The sequence below is a fragment of the Pseudomonas sp. KUIN-1 genome, assembly GCF_009176725.1.
Taxonomy (GTDB): Bacteria; Pseudomonadota; Gammaproteobacteria; order Pseudomonadales; family Pseudomonadaceae; genus Aquipseudomonas; species Aquipseudomonas fragariae.
Genome location: NZ_AP020337.1, coordinates 1,393,316 through 1,414,524, shown reverse-complemented (window position 1 = coordinate 1,414,524; position 21,209 = coordinate 1,393,316). Strand labels below are relative to the sequence as shown.

At 57.0% G+C, this 21,209-nt stretch carries 19 protein-coding genes, 1 tRNA gene and 3 pseudogenes; 17 read left to right on the top strand and 6 right to left on the bottom strand.

What is annotated here, in order from left to right; all coding sequences use genetic code 11:
* The first annotated feature begins 42 nt into the window (after positions 1 to 42).
* From KUIN1_RS06805 to KUIN1_RS06775, 7 genes and pseudogenes are all read left to right on the top strand, one after another.
* Positions 43 to 127: transfer RNA gene (locus KUIN1_RS06805), tRNA-Leu, on the top strand.
* 202 nt (positions 128 to 329) lie between these two features.
* A pseudogene (locus KUIN1_RS28545) lies at positions 330 to 479 on the top strand (Arm DNA-binding domain-containing protein); the annotation flags it as partial.
* Positions 477 to 683, top strand: a complete 207-nt coding sequence (locus KUIN1_RS28540; protein WP_024652107.1) for a hypothetical protein — start codon at positions 477 to 479, stop codon at positions 681 to 683. The pseudogene KUIN1_RS28545 and the gene KUIN1_RS28540, both read left to right, overlap by 3 nt.
* A 399-nt stretch (positions 684 to 1,082) precedes the next feature.
* The gene (locus KUIN1_RS06795; protein WP_024652106.1) at positions 1,083 to 1,550 is read left to right on the top strand and encodes a type III secretion system chaperone; all 468 of its coding nucleotides are present in this window, start codon (positions 1,083 to 1,085) and stop codon (positions 1,548 to 1,550) included.
* Positions 1,547 to 2,782 carry a type III secretion system YopJ family effector HopZ3 gene (hopZ3, locus tag KUIN1_RS06790; protein ID WP_152091895.1) on the top strand — a complete coding sequence of 412 codons (1,236 nt, stop codon included), beginning with the start codon at positions 1,547 to 1,549 and terminating at the stop codon, positions 2,780 to 2,782. Before KUIN1_RS06795 ends, hopZ3 begins: the two co-directional genes overlap by 4 nt.
* 208 nt (positions 2,783 to 2,990) lie before the next feature.
* Positions 2,991 to 3,350, top strand: a complete 360-nt coding sequence (gene tnpB, locus KUIN1_RS06780) for an IS66 family insertion sequence element accessory protein TnpB (RefSeq protein ID WP_024652104.1) — start codon at positions 2,991 to 2,993, stop codon at positions 3,348 to 3,350.
* A 17-nt stretch (positions 3,351 to 3,367) separates the two neighbouring features.
* Positions 3,368 to 4,901 (top strand): annotated as a pseudogene (locus KUIN1_RS06775) (IS66-like element IS684 family transposase).
* A 138-nt stretch (positions 4,902 to 5,039) separates the two neighbouring features.
* On the opposite strand, the gene KUIN1_RS06765 reads toward KUIN1_RS06775, so the two are convergent.
* Positions 5,040 to 5,651: a type III effector gene (locus KUIN1_RS06765; protein WP_232060017.1), complete on the bottom strand. Its 612-nt coding sequence runs from the start codon at positions 5,649 to 5,651 to the stop codon at positions 5,040 to 5,042.
* A 16-nt stretch (positions 5,652 to 5,667) separates the two neighbouring features.
* On the opposite strand from KUIN1_RS06765, the gene KUIN1_RS06760 reads away from it, so the two are divergent.
* A complete protein-coding gene (locus KUIN1_RS06760; protein WP_024651715.1) occupies positions 5,668 to 6,414 on the top strand; it encodes a tyrosine-type recombinase/integrase in 747 nt (248 codons plus the stop codon).
* Positions 6,415 to 6,579: 165 nt separating this feature from the next.
* On the opposite strand, the gene hopZ2 is transcribed toward KUIN1_RS06760, so the two are convergent.
* The 5 genes and pseudogenes from hopZ2 to hrpL all read right to left on the bottom strand — a co-directional run bounded on the left by hopZ2 (position 6,580) and on the right by hrpL (position 12,635).
* On the bottom strand, positions 6,580 to 7,668 hold the full coding sequence (gene hopZ2, locus KUIN1_RS06755) for a type III secretion system YopJ family effector HopZ2 (RefSeq protein ID WP_080269152.1): 1,089 nt from the start codon (positions 7,666 to 7,668) through the stop codon (positions 6,580 to 6,582).
* 161 nt (positions 7,669 to 7,829) lie between these two features.
* A pseudogene (locus KUIN1_RS28335) lies at positions 7,830 to 8,108 on the bottom strand (type III effector); the annotation flags it as partial.
* Positions 8,109 to 8,535: 427 nt separating this feature from the next.
* A complete protein-coding gene (xopAH, locus tag KUIN1_RS06745; RefSeq protein WP_032636100.1) occupies positions 8,536 to 9,516 on the bottom strand; it encodes a XopAH/AvrB family type III secretion system effector in 981 nt (326 codons plus the stop codon).
* Positions 9,517 to 9,700: 184 nt separating this feature from the next.
* The gene (locus KUIN1_RS06740; protein WP_172980037.1) at positions 9,701 to 12,007 is read right to left on the bottom strand and encodes a type III effector HrpK domain-containing protein; all 2,307 of its coding nucleotides are present in this window, start codon (positions 12,005 to 12,007) and stop codon (positions 9,701 to 9,703) included.
* 73 nt (positions 12,008 to 12,080) lie between these two features.
* Positions 12,081 to 12,635 (bottom strand): RNA polymerase sigma factor HrpL, encoded by a 555-nt coding sequence (gene hrpL / locus KUIN1_RS06735; RefSeq protein ID WP_011266895.1) that lies wholly within the window; start codon positions 12,633 to 12,635, stop codon positions 12,081 to 12,083.
* A 241-nt stretch (positions 12,636 to 12,876) separates the two neighbouring features.
* Between hrpL and sctW the strand changes: the two genes are divergently transcribed.
* From sctW to sctR, 9 genes are read left to right on the top strand one after another with little or no spacing between them, the layout of a single operon-like run.
* Positions 12,877 to 13,983: a type III secretion system gatekeeper subunit SctW gene (gene sctW / locus KUIN1_RS06730; RefSeq protein ID WP_024651710.1), complete on the top strand. Its 1,107-nt coding sequence runs from the start codon at positions 12,877 to 12,879 to the stop codon at positions 13,981 to 13,983.
* Positions 13,983 to 16,070 (top strand): type III secretion system export apparatus subunit SctV, encoded by a 2,088-nt coding sequence (gene sctV, locus KUIN1_RS06725; protein WP_011266893.1) that lies wholly within the window; start codon positions 13,983 to 13,985, stop codon positions 16,068 to 16,070. Before sctW ends, sctV begins: the two co-directional genes overlap by 1 nt.
* 33 nt (positions 16,071 to 16,103) lie before the next feature.
* On the top strand, positions 16,104 to 17,078 hold the full coding sequence (gene sctD / locus KUIN1_RS06720) for a type III secretion system inner membrane ring subunit SctD (protein WP_024651709.1): 975 nt from the start codon (positions 16,104 to 16,106) through the stop codon (positions 17,076 to 17,078).
* A complete protein-coding gene (hrcN, locus tag KUIN1_RS06715) occupies positions 17,075 to 18,424 on the top strand; it encodes a type III secretion system ATPase HrcN (RefSeq protein WP_011266891.1) in 1,350 nt (449 codons plus the stop codon). Before sctD ends, hrcN begins: the two co-directional genes overlap by 4 nt.
* 2 nt (positions 18,425 to 18,426) lie before the next feature.
* Positions 18,427 to 18,873 (top strand): hypothetical protein, encoded by a 447-nt coding sequence (locus KUIN1_RS06710; RefSeq protein WP_004405163.1) that lies wholly within the window; start codon positions 18,427 to 18,429, stop codon positions 18,871 to 18,873.
* Positions 18,874 to 18,879: 6 nt separating this feature from the next.
* Positions 18,880 to 19,452, top strand: a complete 573-nt coding sequence (gene hrpP, locus KUIN1_RS06705; protein WP_011266889.1) for a type III secretion system protein HrpP — start codon at positions 18,880 to 18,882, stop codon at positions 19,450 to 19,452.
* Entirely contained in the window at positions 19,449 to 20,165 is a 717-nt protein-coding gene (locus KUIN1_RS06700; protein WP_024651708.1) for a type III secretion system protein, read from the top strand. The genes hrpP and KUIN1_RS06700 overlap by 4 nt, the downstream gene beginning before the upstream one ends.
* Positions 20,155 to 20,553, top strand: a complete 399-nt coding sequence (locus tag KUIN1_RS06695; RefSeq protein ID WP_024638522.1) for a FliM/FliN family flagellar motor switch protein — start codon at positions 20,155 to 20,157, stop codon at positions 20,551 to 20,553. The genes KUIN1_RS06700 and KUIN1_RS06695 overlap by 11 nt, the downstream gene beginning before the upstream one ends.
* Positions 20,550 to 21,203 (top strand): type III secretion system export apparatus subunit SctR, encoded by a 654-nt coding sequence (gene sctR, locus KUIN1_RS06690; RefSeq protein WP_152091893.1) that lies wholly within the window; start codon positions 20,550 to 20,552, stop codon positions 21,201 to 21,203. The genes KUIN1_RS06695 and sctR overlap by 4 nt, the downstream gene beginning before the upstream one ends.
* The last annotated feature ends 6 nt before the right edge of the window (positions 21,204 to 21,209 follow it).

The window sequence follows — 21,209 nt, the reverse complement described above, 5'->3', positions numbered from 1 at the left end:
TTGACCAACAGAAAACTCATCCTTATACTTCGCCGCCATTGAGCCCTGATGGCGGAATTGGTAGACGCGGCGGATTCAAAATCCGTTTTCGAAAGAAGTGGGAGTTCGATTCTCCCTCGGGGCACCACATAGCAGTATCCAGAGGTCCCAACCAGACCCGGAACACCAGATAAACCGGCCCACGAGCCGGTTTTTTTGTGCCCAGCGTTCCCAGCGAATCCCTTGTAAGCCCAGTTTATTGTGAGTAGATCGAGTTCGGTCCAGATTTCCACTCACACTCTGACGGGAAAATCCCCCGCCAGCGCCAGCGCCAGCCCAGAGGGTTTGTCTTGGCTCTCACTGACACAGCCGCTCGTACCGCAAAGCCCCGCGAAAAACTCTACTGTCTGACGGCTACCGCTGGCCTTTGCCTTGAGGTCACACGTGGCGGCTCGAAGCTTTGGCGGTTCCGTTACCGGTCCGCGAGGACTGCAAACATGAGCATCACCAAACCTGAAACGCTACCCAAGCCGATTCAGCGAGCGCTAAACCAGATCGCTCACAGCCGGCCCCTGCTCTACCAGGCAGCCTGCCGCGATCAGATCGGGAAGGAAATCGACACGCTACTGGCCAGAGGCATGAGCCATCAGGACGCGATCGAGCCGCTGCGGGCCTGCCCGCCGACTCTCGACCCGGACTACTAGGCCAAGTGGTTGCCAACCCCCGCCGATTTGGTACGAAAACAGCGATTCTGGCAGCGAATGAGCGATTCAAGGCGCTGAAAAACGCCGTTTACGGATTCACTGAAGAGCTTGCTAGGCTGGACCGGTTAGGAATGCCCTAGCTGGCGTCGCCAAGATTCCGGCCATTACAACAGCTAAAATCAGTTCAGCTTAACGTACTTTAAAATCCTTTTTCTAAGGCGCCCCCTAAAAGATCTTTCATTGAGTCGATCAATGCCTGGGGAACTGACTAAAGGCCTCAACCACTCAACGATCAGTAATAGAGCACCGGGCCAGCCGGACAGGACCTGGCCATGACAGGGCGAGGTTTGGCCTCGATAGCGGCTGGTGCACATTTTCCTGACCTGCAGAGTTCCGATTATGACGATACAAGACTTGCTGAATGCGTTGGCGATAAGGCTTGAAAGTAGACCGCTTTCTCTGGATGCGAATCACCTGTGCTGTCTGAAGGTCAACGAACTGGACATGACGCTGGAACGGATTGAACAGCAAAATACGCTGTTTGTTTATCTGTGCGTGGGCACGCTTTCTACTCCAGCCAGCAGCACACTTCTGAGCGATATTCTGGCCGCCAACCTCTTTCATTATGGGTCCAGCGATGGGGCGGCCTTCGGGCTGGACGAAAAAAATAATGAAGTGCTGCTTTTTCAGCGGTTTGATCCGTTACGGATTGATGAGGATCACTTTGTCAGCGCCTGCGTTCAGATGATCGAAGTGGCGAAAATATGGCGGGCAAAGTTACTGCATGGCCATTCTGCTCCGCTCGCCTCCTCAACCAGGCTGACGAAAGCCGGTTTAATGCTAACCATGGCGGGGACTATTCGATGAATATCTCAGGTCCGAACAGACGTCAGGGGACTCAGGCAGAGAACACTGAAAGCGCTTCGTCATCATCGGTAACTAACCCACCGCTACAGCGTGGCGAGGGCAGACGTCTGCGACGTCAGGATGCGCTGCCAACGGATATCAGATACAACGCCAACCAGACAGCGACATCACCGCAAAACGCGCGCGCGGCAGGAAGATATGAATCAGGGGCCAGCTCATCCGGCGCGAATGATACTCCGCAGGCTGAAGGTTCAATGCCTTCGTCGTCCGCCCTTTTACAATTTCGCCTCGCCGGCGGGCGGAACCATTCTGAGCTGGAAAATTTTCATACTATGATGCTGAACTCACCGAAAGCATCACGGGGAGATGCTATACCTGAGAAGCCCGAAGCAATACCTAAGCGCCTACTGGAGAAGATGGAACCGATTAACCTGGCCCAGTTAGCTTTGCGTGATAAGGATCTGCATGAATATGCCGTAATGGTCTGTAACCAAGTGAAAAAGGGTGAAGGTCCGAACTCCAATATTACGCAAGGAGATATCAAGTTACTGCCGCTGTTCGCCAAAGCGGAAAATACAAGAAATCCCGGCTTGAATCTGCATACATTCAAAAGTCATAAAGACTGTTACCAGGCGATAAAAGAGCAAAACAGGGATATTCAAAAAAACAAGCAATCGCTGAGTATGCGGGTTGTTTACCCCCCATTCAAAAAGATGCCAGACCACCATATAGCCTTGGATATCCAACTGAGATACGGCCATCGACCGTCGATTGTCGGCTTTGAGTCTGCCCCTGGGAACATTATAGATGCTGCAGAAAGGGAAATACTTTCAGCATTAGGCAACGTCAAAATCAAAATGGTAGGAAATTTTCTTCAATACTCGAAAACTGACTGCACCATGTTTGCGCTTAATAACGCCCTGAAAGCTTTTAAACATCACGAAGAATATACCGCCCGTCTGCACAATGGAGAAAAGCAGGTGCCTATCCCGGCGACCTTCTTGAAACATGCTCAGTCAAAAAGCTTAGTGGAGAATCACCCGGAAAAAGATACCACCGTCACTAAAGACCAGGGCGGTCTGCATATGGAAACGCTATTACACAGAAACCGTGCCTACCGGGCGCAACGATCTGCCGGTCAGCACGTTACCTCTATTGAAGGTTTCAGAATGCAGAAAATAAAGAGAGCAGGTGACTTCCTTGCCGCAAACAGGGTCCGGGCCAAGCCTTGACTCACGTCCTCTGAAAAAACGCGCCTTACGGTTGGCGCGTTTTGTCCGAGGACAGGTGTTCGAGAAGAATAAAGGTTGTCACCTCAAGAGGCAGGAGGAACGAGTCGAGGCTCGGCTTGCTCAGTAAGCGCCTCATGAACCCCACATTCCAAACCGGCCATTGAAGCTTGATGCTGTGCTCCCGATTCTTTTCAGGAGCCAGCACCTCATGATGCGACCCGACGCCAAAGTCGAAAAAGTGTACCTCTACCCCACGCCTGTGGACTTTCGAAAATCAATCGACGGGCTGGCCGCACTGGTTGAGCTGGACATCAAAGTTGCCGTATTCGACCCCGTGCTTTTTGTTTTTCTGAATCGTCCTCGTAACCGGGTGAAAATCCTTTACTGGGAGTGCAACGGCTTCTGCCTTTGGCTCAAGCGTCTGGAGTCCGAGCGTTTCAAAACGTCTCCCGATGAGACAGACGAAGCCATCGTGCTGACAGTTCAGGAACTGAACTGGTTGCTCGACGGTTTTGATCTTTGGCGCAACCGTCCTCACAAGGTTTTGACTCCACGATTTGTCGCCTGACGGGTATAATCCAGGGCATGAAATTGATGCCCGACGACCTCCCTGACGATCCTGTTTTGCTTAAGCAGATGCTGCTTGAAGCCCAGGACGCCAAAGAAGCTTACGCCACCCACATCGTTGATCTGAAAGAACAGATCAAGCTGTTGCGTGACCGTATCTTTGGTCGCAAGTCCGAACAGACGGTCGAACCCAACACGCCGCAACTCGCGCTATTCAACGAACCTGAAAGCGAGCCGATGCTTCCCGTCGGCGACGCCGACGAAGAGGTCGTTGCACCGGTCAAACGCCGTGGTAAACGCAAGCCACTGTCGGCTGATCTTCCCCGCATCGAAGTCATTCACGAATTGCCCGAGCACGAACTGACCTGTGCCTGCGGTTGCCGCAAGCATGTCATCAGCGAAGAAACCAGTGAACAGCTGGATATCGTGCCGATGCAGATTCGCGTGATCAAACATATCCGCAAAGTCTACGGTTTGCCGCGGTTGTGAAACGGCACCGGTCACGGCTGACAAGCCGGCTCAGTTGATCGAAAAGAGCATGGCCAGTCCGAGCGTACTGGCCATGCTGCTGACCACCAAATATGTCGACGGTTTGCCCCTGCATCGTTTCGAAACGGTACTAAGTCGACATGGTATCGAAATACCGCGCCAAACCTTGGCACGCTGGGTAATCCAGTGCAGCGAGCACTTCCAGCCACTTTTGAATTTGATGCGTGATCGATTATTCGAAAGCCCGTTTATCCACTGCGATGAAACCCGAGTCCAGGTACTAAAAGAGCCGGATCGTGACCCAACCAGCCAATCCTGGATGTGGGTACAGGCCAGCGGACCACCAGACCGAAAAGTCGTCCTGTTCGACTACACCACCAGCCGTGCGCAGGAAGTGCCGCTGCGCCTGCTGGAAAGTTATCGTGGCTACGTGATGACCGACGATTACGCAGGCTATAACGCTTTGGCGTTGCAACCGGGTGTAGAACGTCTGGCGTGCATGGCCCATGTACGACGCAAGTTCGTGGAGGCAAGGAAAGTGCAGCCCCAAGGCAAGACGGGCCGCGCCGATGCTGCACTGGCATGCATTAACAAACTGTACGGCATCGAGCGTGAACTCAAGGATGTCAGCGATGAGCAGCGTTACATCGGTCGTCAGGAAAAAAGCCTGCCTGAGCTGACGAAGCTGAAAGCATGGATGGAAAAAACGCAGCCGCAGGTCACGTCGCAAAGTGCCTTGGGTAAAGCGGTGAGTTATCTGGCCAACAACTGGACCCGGCTGGAGCGTTATATCGAAGCTGGTTTTTTACCCATCGATAACAACGCTGCCGAAAGAGCAATCAGGCCGTTTGCCATAGGAAGAAAAGCATGGCTGTTCAGCGATACGCCCAAAGGCGCCACAGCCAGCGCCCAGATCTATAGCTTGGTCGAGACCGCCAAACTCAACGGCCAAGAGCCTTATACGTGGCTGCGCCACGTACTTGAGCGTTTGCCACATGCCTCGTCGGTAGAAGACTACGAAGCCCTATTGCCGTGGAACTGCTCGCCAGAGATGCCTCGTTAAACCACATCCTCATTTTTTGCCAGGTGGGGTTTGTGGCGCGGATACCATTAAACAATTACGAAGTCATGAAAAATGCTGTCGCGTCCTGCCGCGCGTACTTTCCGTATGCCCTGAATACCACGCATACTCAACCGGTTTTCAGGTTGCTCGCGGAGACATACCTTTAGCAGATGCGACGCCTCTGGCTTGCCTGACCACTTTTAGCGCCTGTCGGACGACCGTCTTGACGCCTTGGGCACCCAGCGACATTGCAACTCCGGACGCCTCGATTTCCACCTGCAATGCACGCCGTGGATCGGCATTGTTCAACATGTCACTGACTCGTCGGGCGAACGCATCATCAAGCACCGAGTTTTCTTGCCGATAGCGACCACCTTCAACCGGCGAGACTTGCGCCTGCTGATCAGCAAGACGTTGCTGCAAACGGCTGGTCGCTTGGGTCAGCGCCTTCTCGGCTGTCTCTCGTGTAATCTTGCCTGCTTTGGCAGCGGTTGAAAGCGTGAACGAATCCGTTCGCTCTACCGCGCGCCTATCTTTAGCAAACCGACTGTCCTCTGCAAAAACGGCAGGACCGTTTGACCAGGGGTCCATGACAATAGGCGAAGAGCCAGCGCTGGAATCATCCGTTTCAGCCCAGACATGATCTTCCCCGCTCTGCGCAGCCAGATGAATATTTTCATCGCCAGCGCGTCCTTTTTCCTGAGCCGATGCACCGTAGGCAAAGCTCGCTATAGCCAGCAAGACGTTCAAGGCTTTTGTCAAACCCGTGGCGGTGGTGGTTAAAGAGCGAATCGACGCCTGGCTTCAAGAAAGACCGGTGAACCAGGCACCGCTTGTGGATGAACGAACCGGGGAGAGGGTCAGTTACCTGTTTCAGTTTCGGGGTAAGCGCATGGGCGCGGGAGTCATCAACCGCACGATTATCCCGATGCTATGTGCAAAGGCCGGTGTCCCGCTAGACGACAGTCGGGGTCGTATTACCAGCCATCGGGGGCGCGCCTCGGTCGTGACTGCATTGGCGAGTGTTCCACAGGGTATGTCGCTTATGGAGCTAATGCAGTGGTCTGGGCACAGTTCGCCCAGTTCTACGCTCCATTACATCCGCATCCGCCCCACCAAGCTGGCGGCATCATTTGTCAAAGCGGATCAAATGTCGCACATGGAGTCAGTGCTTATCGACCACGACGTAATCGCGCGCCATTCATCTGACCCCTATACCTTTTATGATCTGGGCGATTCGTACTGTTCAAATCCGTTCTGGAGCAGTTGCCCCCATCGAATGGCGTGTGCCGGCTGTGATTTTAATATTCCCAAAGCCAGCGCCAGAGCACAGGCCTTGGAAGGTAGAGCATCTATCGGACATTACCTGGAGGCCGTGCCCCTGACGGCCGACGAGCGGGCTGTTGTTGAAGGTGACCTGGAAAAATTGAATGGGCTTATACGCAAGCTCGATGACGTACCGACGCCGGATGGCAGAACGCCCAGTCAAATCGAGGCGAATAAAAGCCGGTAATCGTGCGCGTCCCAAGGAGCCGCTGATTTATTCGTTTTTTGCCCCGAGAACGCTTTGGAGACCTTGATTTATAACGAGGCAATAACTGGTTATTGAATAAGTCAGCGGCTCCCTTGCATGTCTTTTCTCTCAGGGAGACCCATCTAAATGAGTCAGTGCATCTTATTATTGGCTCTCTAGGGCTTTCCTTATCTTTCGCGCCCGGGACGACTCGATAGACATACTATAGTTTTCTGGATCACCCCCCTCCCGATGGACGCGGAATGCCTCAGCACGTTCATTTAACGTTTCTCCGGACGATGACCGATTTGTGCTGACATTGTCGTTTGCTATGTGGGGCTGAGCGTTCTCTACGGCAGTCACTGTCCCTCGGGAATGCGCATGTTTATAAAATACGGCAGGCAGCACTTGCTTTCCGTCAATCAATTCTATGCCTCTGGCAAGTCGCGATCGGCTATCTTCATTTCCTGGAAAACAATAGCCACTTTCAGCCAGTTTTTCATGAAGGCTATCAAAGGCACTATCTTTTTGGTAGGCGCACAAAGCAAAGTTAAGCGAAAATATGACACAGTCGTGCCATGAACGTTGTGCATCAGTCTCTATGACAGACATTTTAGCATTTCCTCGAAATCGCGTATTGACCTCCTCGCGCAGTTGAGGATAACCCGGTAAGTAGGCAGGAGGGTAAACATCATCCTTATAGGCGGTAATGGGCTCCAATACAATCAGCGTCTTTTGACCATTGGAGTGGTTACGTACGTCCACAGCAACATGATGAAGTGAGGGCGGATTTAGCCGAAAAACACCACGCCACGCGCCTGGCTCATTATGACTTTGCAGGTGATCTAGGAATGCGATGCGCGAGTCGAAACAATGCAGGTTAAGTTGTGAGAAGCTTGTATTATAAGCTGCAGCAAGCGAACCTAGGTTTTGAGCGTCAAGTTGAAGTGTATCAATGTTGGACTGTCGGTATTCTATGTTGTCGAGTATGTTTTTTGCATAATGCAAGAGATCCGGATTTGAATTCATCTGTGATCTGTAGTACGACTCGCGTAGCGCTGAAATCTTGTCCTTGGCTCTATCGGGTATGTCAGCAGCTACAGGTTGCCTAGGCGAGTGCGGAGGGGATTGCTCCCATTCGCTGTCGGAACTTGAAGTGTTCGAAGAAGCTTGGGCGGTATCAGCGCCATAATTTCTCCCATAATCCTCGTTGTAGTCATGCCGGACGCTAGGTTTGGAAACGCAAATTCCCATCGTGATGTTCTCCTTAATGCTTAGGAAGGCTTCTGGATTAAACGCCCTTGAGTGGTCAGCTAAGCTACCGTGGTTCCATGAATGATGGTCATCCCACTTATCAAGCCAGCCAGAGACGGTGAGCTAAGGAGCACATCATGGTGTTGACTTTCTATTCCACATAAACGGGCATGTTCGCCACAGTTGCCAGCCCCGAACACCTGACCCGACATGGCAACCAGCACATGCCAGTTCATGTCTTCGTTCTCGGGCATCGGCTCATGACCCGCCGTCTCGGCGTCTTTTCTCAGGCGTCTTGCGGCGAGCGTGCGGGCCCCGCTTTCCAGGTTGGAGCGTTGCGCATCCACATCAATGTTGCCCCTGCCGAAGGGCAACGCGCGGCGCGCTTCGCCCACTGCTTCATCAGCAGGAATAAGCCCCTTTATTGCGTCCTGGTCCAGCGGACGACGATCAAGCCGACGTAACAGCAGGTAGCCAGGCAATGAAGAGGGTGTCTCAGACAGCGACTGCCCTGCAGACGCAACAGGGGGTAACCGTGTTTTGACTGACGAATAAGGGTAGTTCGGGCGTGCCTGACAGGAGCGGGATTCAGGATGTTCTGATGGACCGCTGTGAGACGCTTCATTCTGCGCTTGGGCCGATGATTGCACGGCCTTTTCAACGGTTTCTGCAGAGGATACTGGTCCGGAGATGCCATGACCGGAACTGTGAATTCTCATTGTTACTTCGCTGCACTCGTCGTACCTGGAAAAGCTTACTCAAACCAATCACTGCCAACGTTCCACACAAATGGAACGTTGGCCCGTCTCATTATAAGCAGCGCAGTACGTTACTGGCAGCGTTCAAACGCCAGTAACGCTGCAACGATCAGTTATGTTCGAAGAACCCTTCGTAACTTTTCACAAAGTCTTTCAAAGGCATCGTAAGCGCTTCCAGATCCGGCACGATGCCGAGTCTCATCGGCGGCAGGTCCATGCCCCTTGCCTGGGCAATGGAGCGCACGCAGAGCTCAGCCTTAGCTGCACTTCCACGAAAGTCGGGAACAGCTTGTACCGTCCACCAATGTATCTCTGCGAGTTTTTTCAGCGCATTGGCATCGGACAATGCAGCATCCGTAGCGGCCTTATAAAGATGCTCCACATGTTGCATAATTTTGGGCACATACTCGGCTTGGGTGTGCAACATCACATTAGGCTCACCCACATCGTTCATGCCTTGGTTGCGCAACCTTTGGTAAGGATCCTTTGTTCTGTCGACATGACGATCAGAACTTATCGAGATCCAGGTGAGGGGAAGTCGCTCACCGTCAATTTTCCCATGAAACCTAAACGTATTGCTGTGTGGGAGAAAATCCAGCATCTTATGCTTTTCTCCATCTTTACGGTTTGCGAATCTATCTTTTAAAAATTCGTATGGTCCAGTTATAGGCGTAACAAACGCCCGTGAAGAGTTGGGATCACGCGATGAACTAAAAAGTCGAGCATCTTGGCCTGCTCTGGAAGCTCTCCAATCACGAGCCTCACTCCAGAACTCCTGAAACGTTTCTATCTCTCCATTGGCGACCGACGCACCAAGCTCTCGGCTTTTATGGTAGAACGATTCTCCATACTCCATCTGGTGGGGCGCATCGTCCCTGTTAAAATGCGGATCAGGCCATCGGGCCACTCCTACTAACGCCTGCTGGCAAGGCATCAATCTGCTCACTTGGGGCCCCTGAAGCTCACCGCACCTTGGCGTCCTGGCTCGTTGATGGACAGAGGATGCCTCTGGAGAGTTTGTATATGATGCGCGAAAGCTGTCCGAAGAAATGACAGATGCTTTTGACGATACGCAACTCTTCGGGCTCACCTTTTCTAACTGTTTAATTTAATGTCAGGCCTGACAAAAGGCCGATATTTGTCAAATAGCCTCGGTTTTTTAGCGTCTAGCGCTAACGCTGTCCATAAACTTTCATGCGGCCGATTAAACAGCCCACACGGATCTGTAAAAATGAAGGCTCAGCATTCAAGGCGTCTGAGCCGATTCAATTCAATCAATGCGCCCTGTCAATCCCGAACTGATCCAGCACCGGGTCAACGTTATGATCAAACGCCTTCTGTGCCTTGTGCTTTTTGACTGCGTCGATAATCGCCGAAATACCAAAACCCAACGCCATGGCGCCGTCGATGGCCCAGCCGATGACCGGGATTGCAGCGCCCAGCGCTGCGCCTGCAGCAAGTCCTGTGGCTTCGCCGGCAACCAGGCCGACGGCACGGCCGATCATCTGTCCGCCCAGACGACCAAGGCCGGCGGACGCCTCACGGCCCATCATTTTCGCGCCGGTGTCTATGCCGCCCTTGATTGCCTCCGCGCCCAACCTGGAGCTGTCGATGATGCCCTGAGCAGCGCCCAGCTTGTCACCGCTGGCGAGCCTGTCAGACACTGACGCAAAGCCCATGACCGAGTTGAATGCCTTGCCTCCGATACCTTGCTCGGCGAGCTGCTCGGCCAGCGAAGGGCCGCCCTCTTCATCGGTCTTGCCCTCCAGCAACTTGCGGCCTTTTTTGGAGTTCTGCAGTTCGGACAAGGTGCTGGCCGTGTAGCTCTCACGCTCATCATTAACGAAATCAGCGGGGAGCACGCTTTCATACGCCGCTTTCTGGTTATCTGCGGTTTGCAAAGACTCGCCGGCGTCAGACTTTTTCTGGCCAAGCAGTTGTTTCAGAGCGCCCCCCTCGCTGAAATTGCGAACGTAGGAGTCGGCGATCTTCGTTTGCAGTTCATCAGGCTGGTTGTTGAAGACTTGCTGGGCAGTGGGCACCTGAGCATCGGGAAAAAGGTCTTTTTGCAGTTGCAGTTGAGCCGACAGGCCGGTGATGGCGCCACTGTAATCGGGGTTGGGGTTGTGTTTGTCGACCGCTTTGTCCGCGGTTGCCATGTCGGTCTGCAAAGCCTTTCCGCTGTTGACGTTTTGAGCCTGCTCAGTCACAGCCTTTTGCAGCGCTGAATCGCTGCGCACCAGACTGCGCTCCTGTTCAGGAATGCTTTTGTTGAGGTACTCCTGAACGTCGGGATCGGCTTGCAACTGGGCGATTCGCTCGTTAAGGCCCGCCTCGGTCTTCTCGGTATTGCGCAAATCCCGCCCGGCTATCACGCTTTGCTGAGTCTGCTGCAACTTGATCATCACAGCGGCTTTCTGCGCGCCGGTGTAAGCCTTGGGCTTCTCGAACACCTGCGCGTTGAGCTTGCTGATATCGATACCGGCTACCGAATTCAACGTCGCGGCGTCGCTGAGCATGCTGGCGAACTGGCCACCATTTTTGGGGGCGCTCTTTCTGATCCACTCGCTCATATTGGACGCATCGAACACTTGGTCGGGGCTATGCGCAGCCTTCTTGCGCCCGGTCAGCCCGGCTTCATCCACCTGGCTGAGGAAGCCCGCCTGCGACCACATGTTGGACGACTGTTTGAGCGTACCTGACAACCCGGGGTTACTTTTAATCAGCGCTTTCAGACCCTCGGCGCTGACATTACCATCGACATCGGTTTTGTCCGCCGCCCCGACGGCATGATGAGGGTCGGCTGCCGTCGCCAACGGCATATTGGCGCGCATCACCGCTGCGCTGCGCACCATTTCAAGCGATTGAGGATCAGCGCCGGGGTTATCTTCCATGTACTTGGCCACATCCTTGTCGGCATTGTCGGCCGCCTTCTCCATGTTTTTGGCGAACGCCTTGAGGTCTTTGTTGGTGATTTTGCCATCCGCATTACCGCCATCCTTGCCGACGTCCACCGCCGTCTTCAACGCAGGGTTGGCATTGATGAACGCCATCGCCTTTTCGGCATTGGGACCATCCTCTCTGGCCATCCACGCTGCGGCGATGGGCCGGTTGAGTTCTTTGGCCGCCTGCTCGCGCTCTTCGGGCGGCAGGTTGGCAACCATCGGCTCCCAGCGCTTGAGCGCCTCGGGCGAGGAATATTCGGAGTTATCGAGAAACGCTGCATCGGTAGCGCTCGGGGCATTCGCCGGGCTGGAGGCCGCCGTGGATGCCGAGCTCGCTGTGGCCGAGACCGATGTCATCGGGGACACCTGATCACTGTCCTGATCGACGCTGGAGGTGCTTTCACTGCTGCTGCTGCGAGTCAGCAGACTCATCAGCGATGAACCGCTTTGCTCGGTTCCCGAAAAGGAAGAGGGGCTGTCGTTGGCCTGGCCGAACTGCACAAAAGCCTGACCACCACCTGCGCTGCCCTGCGTAAGCGAAGCTTTGGCCAATGGCGTCTCAGCAGCCAGTTCGCCAGAGGTGGGTTGATTCACGATGCTGCCGAGGGCAGGACTGGGAGAACTGGATATACGCATGGTTGCCATCCAAGTGGTGAGGGATGGCAACTGTGTGGTTTTACGTGCAAGTTGGTTCCAGATAGATGACCACTCAGGCGAACGGGTCTATGTGTTGCTTGAGCTGCACCCGCGCCCGGGACAGTCGGGAGCGGACGGTGCCGATAGGAACACCGAGCGTGTTGGCGGTTTCCTGATAATTGCCGTCCATTTCCAGCGAAACTTCCAGAACCTTCTGCATGTTCGTCGGCAGGCAATCGATGGCCTCTATGACGCGTGCCAGCTGTCGGTGACCGTCTACCTGATGGGTGATATCGCCGTTCCACTCCAGATCGGTATGGACTTCGTCTTCCCAGCTTTCCTGATAGGGCTGGCGATACATTTTGCGGAAGTGATTGCGGATCAGATTCAGCGCAATGCCACATAACCAGGTTTGCGGTTTGCTGGCGTGCTGAAACTTGTGCTCATTGCGTAACGCCTCGAGAAACACGCATTGCAGGATGTCATCCACATCATCAGCGTTCTTCACCCGCTTCTGGATGAACGCTCTGAGCATCTGGACCTGATCGGCCGTCAATTGCCGGATACCGGCGGACGACGATGGTTGGCGTGGTTCGGTTGCATCAAGGATCACAAGATTCGGGAGCATGGGCTTGCCTCAATTGATGGAGTGCAAGTCCTATAGCGATAACCATGCCAATCCAAAAATAATCATAACCACATGATTTGTATAAATATTTTAAAATATGAAATTCTTTGTAATACATTTTTTTGCGCAACACGATTTTTAGCTCTGCAGCTTTTGGCACAAACGCATGAGCCTTCGCCACCAGGGAACCGAACCGGGTCGACGACCCACTCAGCGGTCACACCAGGCCCAGAATCGTCCTATGAAAATTGTCGCCCCGCCTACATTGCCCATTCGTCCGGTAGCGCCAATCCGCGCCATCACGCCGGCTGCGCGAGCGATTCCCGGCGGCGGGTTGCCTGATGAAAAAGGCACCTCGTCACTGCAGGTTTCGCGCTTCGCCGCAGCACTGGTGCAGCACAGCCGGATCCTGCGTGAGCGAGAACTGATCGCGAGCAGGAACGCGCTGCAGTCGCGGGCCGTCAAGCTGGGCGAGCTTTATCAGTTGCTGATGAGCGCCAGCGACACCGGGCTGGATAACGCCGCCAGACTGCTGCGCAAAAAACTGCTGCAGGACAACGACGCCGATCTGGAACAGGTTCTGGAATTCGCTGACGGCGACGCTGCCAAGGCTCACGTGGTGTTGCAGGCGGCACGTAAACAGGCAGAAGACGATGGGGCGGAAGCAGAATATGTAGCGCTGACCCAGACGCTTAAACATCTGCGCCGCCAATTCGGCCCGCGTACCCGCGCCGGAATCAATACCGCAAGAGCCTTCGGGCGCCAGAACATCGATAACAAGCGCCGCACTGCCTTACGCAATCTGTATGGCGTAGCGGTTTCCGGACAACCCAATGTCACGGGCTTGATCGAAGCCTTGATTGGCGAGCAACAGGAACCCGGCGAGTTCGACCTGAACCTGCGCGACATGCGCATCGCCATCGCCGACGATCTTTCGGCGATTACCCCGTCGGCTTCCCATGAACAACTGCGCACGCTGATGCATGGCCTGACCACCGCGCGCCATGTCACTACGTTGCTGCGCGGCTGCGAACATCTGCTGGGGCGCATGCGCAAAAAGAATCCCAAACTGACGGTGGACCCGCCGGCCTTCCTCAAACACATGCTGACCCTGACGGCCAATGGCATGAATGTGAATCAGACCTTGCAACTGACCCAGCACATCGGGGGCAACAGGCTCGAACACCAGCTGGCCTTTCTCAATGGCCTGCGGCCGATGCTGATGCAGTTGCCGATCCTGCTCTGGCGGGACCTGAAAAGCCGCCAGGCCGCGCTGAATAATCTACTCACGCTGATGGCCGAGCTTACGCAGAAGGAACAGAAGCAACTATACGAGGGGCTTGCCTGATGAACCGGGTCATCAACTTTCTGAACATGGTCGCGCTGTCGGCCATGCGCCGCTCGGAACTGGTCGGTGCGTTTTTTGTGATCGCCATCGTGTTCATGATGATCACGCCGCTGCCCACCGGGTTGATCGACGTGCTGATCGCCGTGAATATCTGCATCTCCTGCCTGCTGATCATGCTGGCGATGCACCTGCCCAGGCCACTGGCGTTCTCGACCTTCCCTGCCGTGCTGCTGCTGACCACGATGTTTCGCCTGGCCCTGTCGGTTTCCACCACGCGGCTGATTCTGCTCAACCAGGACGCCGGGCACATCGTCGAGGCGTTCGGGCAGTTCGTGGTGGGCGGCAACCTGGCGGTGGGTCTGGTGATCTTCCTGATCCTGACGGTGGTCAACTTTCTGGTGATCACCAAAGGTTCGGAACGGGTCGCCGAAGTCGGTGCGCGGTTCACTCTGGATGCGATGCCCGGCAAGCAGATGTCCATCGACAGTGACCTGCGCGCCAACCTGATCACCGTCCACGAGGCCCGTAAACGACGCGCCGAACTGAACAAGGAAAGCCAGTTGTTCGGTGCGATGGACGGCGCCATGAAATTCGTCAACGGCGATGCGATCGCCAGCCTGATCATTGTTGCCATCAACATGATCGGCGGCATTTCCATCGGTGTGCTTCAGCACAACATGGCGGCGGGCGACGCCTTGCAGCTGTATACCGTACTGACCATCGGTGACGGTCTGATCGCGCAGATTCCGGCCCTGCTGATCTCCGTGACCAGCGGCATGATCATCACCCGCGTGCCCAACACCGAGGCGGGTGTGGAAGCCAACATCGGCCGCGAGATCGCCGAGCAGATTACCAGCCAGCCCAAGGCCTGGATCATCGCCTCGGTGGCCATGCTCGGCTTCGCTGCACTGCCGGGAATGCCGACCGGTGTTTTCATCACCATCGCGATCATCTGCGGTGCCGGTGGACTGCTGCAGTTGCAACGGGCAAAACCCAAGGCCGATGAGCAACGTACAGCCACTGTGGCGCCAGAAATGAACGGCAAGGAAGACCTGCGTACTTTCTCGCCCAGCCGCCAGTTTGTGCTGCAATTCCACCCCGGTCAGGACAGCGCGCAGATCGAAGCGCTGGTCAGCGAAATACGCAAGCGCCGCAACCGTCTGGTGGTGCAGTACGGCCTGACCCTGCCTTCGTTCATCATCGAGCACGTCGATGACATTGCACCGGACGAGTTTCGCTTCACCGTCTATGACGTACCGATGCTCAAGGCCACCTTCACACAGAGCCATGTCGCCGTGGAAGCGCGCCAGCTGGAAGGTGAAAACCTTCCGGCAGCCATCCCGGGCAATACCGACCGCCAGGAAGATCAATGGGTCTGGCTGCCTGCCGAGCAGTCCGGCGAATTGAACCCGGTCAGTTCCACGACCCTGATCATCGAACGCATGGAGCGCGCATTGCAGTCCTGCGCGCCGCAGTTCATCGGCTTGCAGGAAACCAAAGCCATCCTCGGCTGGCTGGAGTCCGAGCAACCGGAACTCGCTCAGGAAATGCAACGGGTCCTCACCCTGACGCGCTTCTCGGCTGTCCTGCAACGCCTGGCCTCGGAGTGTGTGCCGCTGCGGGCGATCCGGGTCATTGCCGAAACCCTGATCGAGCACTGTCAGCATGAACGCGATACCAATGTGCTGACCGACTATGTGCGCATTGCGCTCAAGTCGCAGATCTACCACCAGTACTGCGGTGCCGAAGGCCTGCAAGTGTGGCTGCTGACGCCGGAAAGCGAGGGGTTGTTGCGTGATGGCCTGCGCCAGACGCAAACCGAAACATTCTTCGCGCTGAGCAACGAGATCAGCCAGATGCTCGTGCAACAGCTGCACATTGCCTTCCCGGTACGAGCTCCCGAACAGGCGGTTCTGCTGGTGGCACAGGATCTGCGCAGCCCTCTGCGTACCTTGTTGAGGGAGGAGTTCTACCATGTACCCGTACTATCTTTCGCGGAAATCAGCAACGCGGCCAAGGTCAAGGTCATGGGTCGATTCGACCTTGAAGACGATCTCGAGGCGCTGGACAACGAGCACGCTGCCTGAGCCTGCAAGGCCTGAATGCACGGAGACTTTCAGATGTTTGAATTACGCGTACTGAACGGCCAGCACCAAGGCGCGGCATTACCGCTGATCGGTGAGCAATGGTCGATTGGCTCTGCCGGGCAACACGATCTGGCGCTGGACGATGCGGGCGTGGAAAGCCTGCATTGCCGCCTGCAACGTGTCGACGACAACTGGACACTGAACGCTGAACAAGGCGCGGTCTGCGACGAACAGGGCAACGTCCGGCCGAGCATCGACCTGACGCTCAATAACGCCTTCATGCTGGGTTCGGTGTGGCTGTGCGTTTCGCCTGCAGGCGATGAGTGGCCCTCGGTGCCCGCCGTGATTCCCAAACAGCCTGAGGCCGAATCCGGGCCGGCACGCAACGACGTGCCGCTGGAGAAGGTCAAGTCCCGCTCGCAGTTTCTCAACCGCACCACAGGCATCATCGCCGGGCTGCTGGTGGGCGTCATCGGCAGCGCCTGGAGCCTGACTCGCCCGCCCGCTATTGCGATGGATCAGAGCCCGGCACACCTGGCGGCCGCCACGACAGAGGCCTCGCCCGATACACCCAAGGCGCCAGCCAGGGCGGCAAACCCTGTGACCGACAACCGCATACGCCTGAGCAGCGCAGATGCCGTCCGCCACCAGTTGAGCACCATGCTCAGCGACCGTCTGCTGACCGACGTCAGCGTGGAAGAGACGCCCGACGGGCTGATTCTCAACGGCGATCTGAAAGAAGAATCGCTGCTGGTCTACCAGCGCATGCTTCAGCGCTTCAAGGCCCTGTACGACTCGCCGGTCACCGTTCTGGACAACGTGGGCAGCAATCGCAACACCCTGCCCTTTGTGGTGGTTCAGATCATGACCGGGCCGCATGCGCACCTGGTGACTGCCGACGGTCGACGTGTGTACGTAGGCGATGAAGTGGATGGCCTGCGCCTCACCCGTATCGACAATCAGCGTCTGCAATTCGACGGTAATCGCCATATCGAGGTGAACTGGTGAATGCAGCACTGAACCTGTGGAAAGACGCCCACGCCAGGCGTTTGAGCGAGTACTGCGCGGTGCGCGTCATTGGCCGGGTCAGCGCCGTGCGCGGGATTCTGCTGGAGTGCAAGATTCCGTCGGCCAAGGTCGGCGATCTGTGTGAAGTGAGCAAAGCCGACGGCTCGTTGCTGCTGGCCGAAATCGTCGGCTTCACCCAGGAATGCACGCTGCTCAGTGCCTTGGGCCCACCCGACGGTATTCAGGTCGGCGCGCCGATCCGCCCGCTGGGTGTGGCACACCGGATCGGCGTCGATGACAGCCTGCTCGGCTGTGTACTGGACGGTTTCGGGCGCCCGCTGATGGGCGATTGCCTCGGTGCTTTCGCCGGCCCCGAGGACCGCCGCACGACGCTGCCGGTGATCGCCGACGCCCTGCCGCCGACCCAGCGACCGCGTATCACCCGAGCGTTACCCACCGGGATACGCGCCATCGACAGTGCGATCCTGCTCGGCGAAGGCCAGCGTGTCGGGCTGTTCGCCGGTGCAGGCTGCGGCAAGACCACGCTGATGGCCGAACTGGCGCGCAACATGGATTGTGACGTCATCGTTTTCGGCCTGATCGGCGAACGGGGCCGCGAGCTGCGCGAGTTTCTCGACCATGAACTGGATGAAACCCTGCGCCGCCGCTCGGTGTTGGTCTGTGCGACATCCGATCGTTCCAGCATGGAGCGCGCCCGCGCTGCGTTCACCGCGACCGCCATTGCCGAAGCCTTTCGCGCCCGCGGCCAGAAAGTGTTGTTGCTGCTCGACTCGCTGACCCGCTTCGCCCGCGCGCAACGGGAAATCGGCATTGCCTCGGGCGAGCCGTTGGGGCGCGGCGGTCTGCCGCCCTCGGTGTACACCCTGCTGCCACGCCTGGTGGAACGCGCCGGGATGAGCGAAAACGGTTCGATCACCGCGCTTTACACGGTACTGATCGAACAGGACTCGATGAACGATCCGGTCGCCGACGAAGTGCGCTCGTTGCTCGACGGGCACATCGTACTGTCGCGCAAACTGGCTGAACGCGGGCACTACCCGGCAATCGATGTGTCGGCCAGCATCAGCCGGATTCTGAGCAACGTCACCGGTCGCGAACATCAACGGGCGAACAATCGCCTGCGTCAGTTGCTGGCCGCCTATAAACAAGTGGAAATGCTCCTGCGCCTGGGTGAATACCAGGCCGGGGCCGACCCGGTCACCGACTGCGCCGTGCAACTGAACGAGGCTATAAACGCGTTTCTGCGCCAGGACCTGCGTGAACCCGTGCCGTTGCAGGAAACCCTCGACAGGCTGCTGCAACTCACTTCTCAACTGCCGGAGTAGCCATGGACGAACCACTGGAAGACGACCCGCAACAGGTCGCTCTGCAGCAGGTGATCGGGCTGCTCACGCCACTGCGCCAACATCGTCAGGCCAGTGCCGAGCGCGCCCATCGCCAGGCGCAGTTGGAACTGAAATCGATGCTCGACCACTTAGCAGAGACCAGGGCGTCGCTGAATCAGGAACGCGACAACCATAAGCGCCGCCGCGAGAGTCTGTCCCATGCGCATTTGCAAAAGACGCTCAGCCTGACTGATGTCGACGGCTGGCACGAAAAGGAAAGAACCATGCTCGACCGCCTGGCTTACATCCGCCAGGACGTGGAGCAACAGCAAATGCGAGTAGCTGAACAACAGGCGTTGCTTGAACAGAAACGGCTGCAAGCCAAGGCGTCTCAGCGCGCGGTCGAGAAACTCGCCTGCATGGAGGAGACGCTCAACGAAGAAGGTTAAGTGACGATGACCGCACCGATCAAAACCCCTGCCAAAGCGCCACCCGTGCCGAGTGCCCCGCCGGCCACCTCACGCGCCCTGCCTTCGCTGCGTCAACCCGACAGGTCCGATGACCAGCCGCCAGCCTTTGCCGGGGCGCCTCGCGGCGATGTACAGAAGGTTCGTTTCGCGCTGAACCGTTCAGTCACCGACAGCCCGATGAGCGCCGACGGCATGTTCTTCTCGCAACTGCTGATACCGCAGGTAGGTGAAGAGCCGGATCAGCAGGGCTTCGGAGGCAGCGGTGTGGCCTTCTCTGCACAATCCGAAAACGTACCGACGCAGTTGATCGACGAGCTGGCGCAGCGTTTGCCCGATCAGCCGGACGGTCCGCTGGCCTTCAGCCTGCTCATGCCCAATCTGGGGAGCGTGCGGGTCAACGCCAGCAAATCCGAAAACCGCTGGAGCATTCAACTGGGCTTTGGCCGACGTGACGTTCTCAAGCGCTTGCAGGGCCAGGTCGGCGCATGCCGGGACTCGCTGGCGCAGGCACTCGGGCAGGATGTCGAGCTGGACATGCATGAAGACTTCACAGCATGAGCGCCCTGCGTCTGCGCAAGGTCGACGCCCTGCTGGCCCAAGCCACCCGCGCACTCGGCGCCGGACGGCGCCTGGGCTTCAGCACCCGCGGTCAACACGCCGAACTGAGCCTGCTGCCGCAGCTCGAAGACGCGCGGATACCGGCAGACGGTGTCTGGTTGAATACTGCGGTCGGCCCCTTGCTGCTGAGCGATGCCGAAGCGTTGCTCAGCCTGCTGGGCGAAATACCCTTCTCGCTTGGCGGCGAGCACCAGGCCTGGTACTGGCAGCTATTCAACCAGCGCCTGAGCCCGGTGATTGCCGACCTGCTGGCGCCTGTTGCGCCGTTTTCCGACGCCCCGACCGAGCCGGCCATCGGCTGCCGGGTTCACGTACGGCTGGGCAGCGAACGACTGGATGCCCACCTGCACGCCGCACCCGCCACCCTGCTCAGGCTTCTGGGTTCGGCTGACTGGCAAGTCTTGAAGCGTGACGTGGACCAATCCTGGTCGGTGGCGACACCGCTGATCGTCGGCGAACTGTCACTGACACTGGAACAAATCGCCGCGCTACGCCCCGGTGACGTCGTGCTGCCTGCCCGCTGCCGATTCGACAGCGCCGGACAAGGGTCCGTGACACTCGCTGGCCGTCAATGGGCGGCCTGCACCGACCAACAGGCACAGCATCTTTTTCTGCAGCTCAGTCATGAGGAGCACAGTCACCATGAGTACTGAAGATCTGTATCAGGACGACGTCGAGATGCTCGACGACTATGAAGAACCGGTGCCTGAACAGGCTGATCAGCAACCGCATGACGACGAACACGCCGAGCAGGCATTCGGGTATGCGGACGAACCGGAGCATGAAGAGCAGTCAGGAGACCACCATGAGTCGCCGATGCTCGACTCACTGGAGCTGGACCTGACCTTGCGCTGCGGCGAGCTCAGATTAACCCTTGCCGAACTGCGCCGACTGGACGCCGGAACCATTCTCGAAGTCAGCGGCATCGCGCCAGGCCACGCCACGCTGTGCCATGGCGAGCAGGTGGTTGCCGAAGGCGAACTGGTCGACGTCGAAGGCCGCCTCGGTTTGCAGATTACCCGGCTGGTGGCGCGCTCATGATCATGGAGGGCATCAACCCGATCATGCTGGCGCTGTTTCTCGGCTCGCTGTCGCTGATCCCGTTCCTGTTGATCGTCTGTACCGCCTTTCTGAAGATCGCCATGACGCTGCTGATCACCCGCAATGCGATCGGCGTTCAGCAAGTACCGCCGAACATGGCGTTGTATGGCATCGCCCTGGCCGCGACGATGTTCGTCATGGCTCCGGTGGCGCATGACATACAGCAGCGGGTCCATGAACACCCGCTGGAACTGAGCAACGCCGACAAACTGCAGAGCAGCCTCAAAGTCGTCATCGAGCCGCTGCAACGCTTCATGACACGCAACACCGATCCGGACGTCGTGGCCCACCTGCTGGAAAATACCCAGCGCATGTGGCCCAAGGAAATGGCCGATCAGGCCAGCAAAGACGATATTCTGCTGGCGATCCCGGCCTTTGTGCTGTCGGAATTGCAGGCCGGTTTCGAGATCGGTTTTCTGATCTATATCCCCTTCATCGTCATTGACCTGATTGTCTCCAACCTGTTGCTGGCACTGGGCATGCAGATGGTCTCGCCGATGACACTGTCGCTGCCGCTCAAACTGCTGCTGTTCGTGCTCGTATCGGGCTGGTCGCGTCTGCTCGACAGCCTGTTCTATTCCTACATGTGAGGCGGT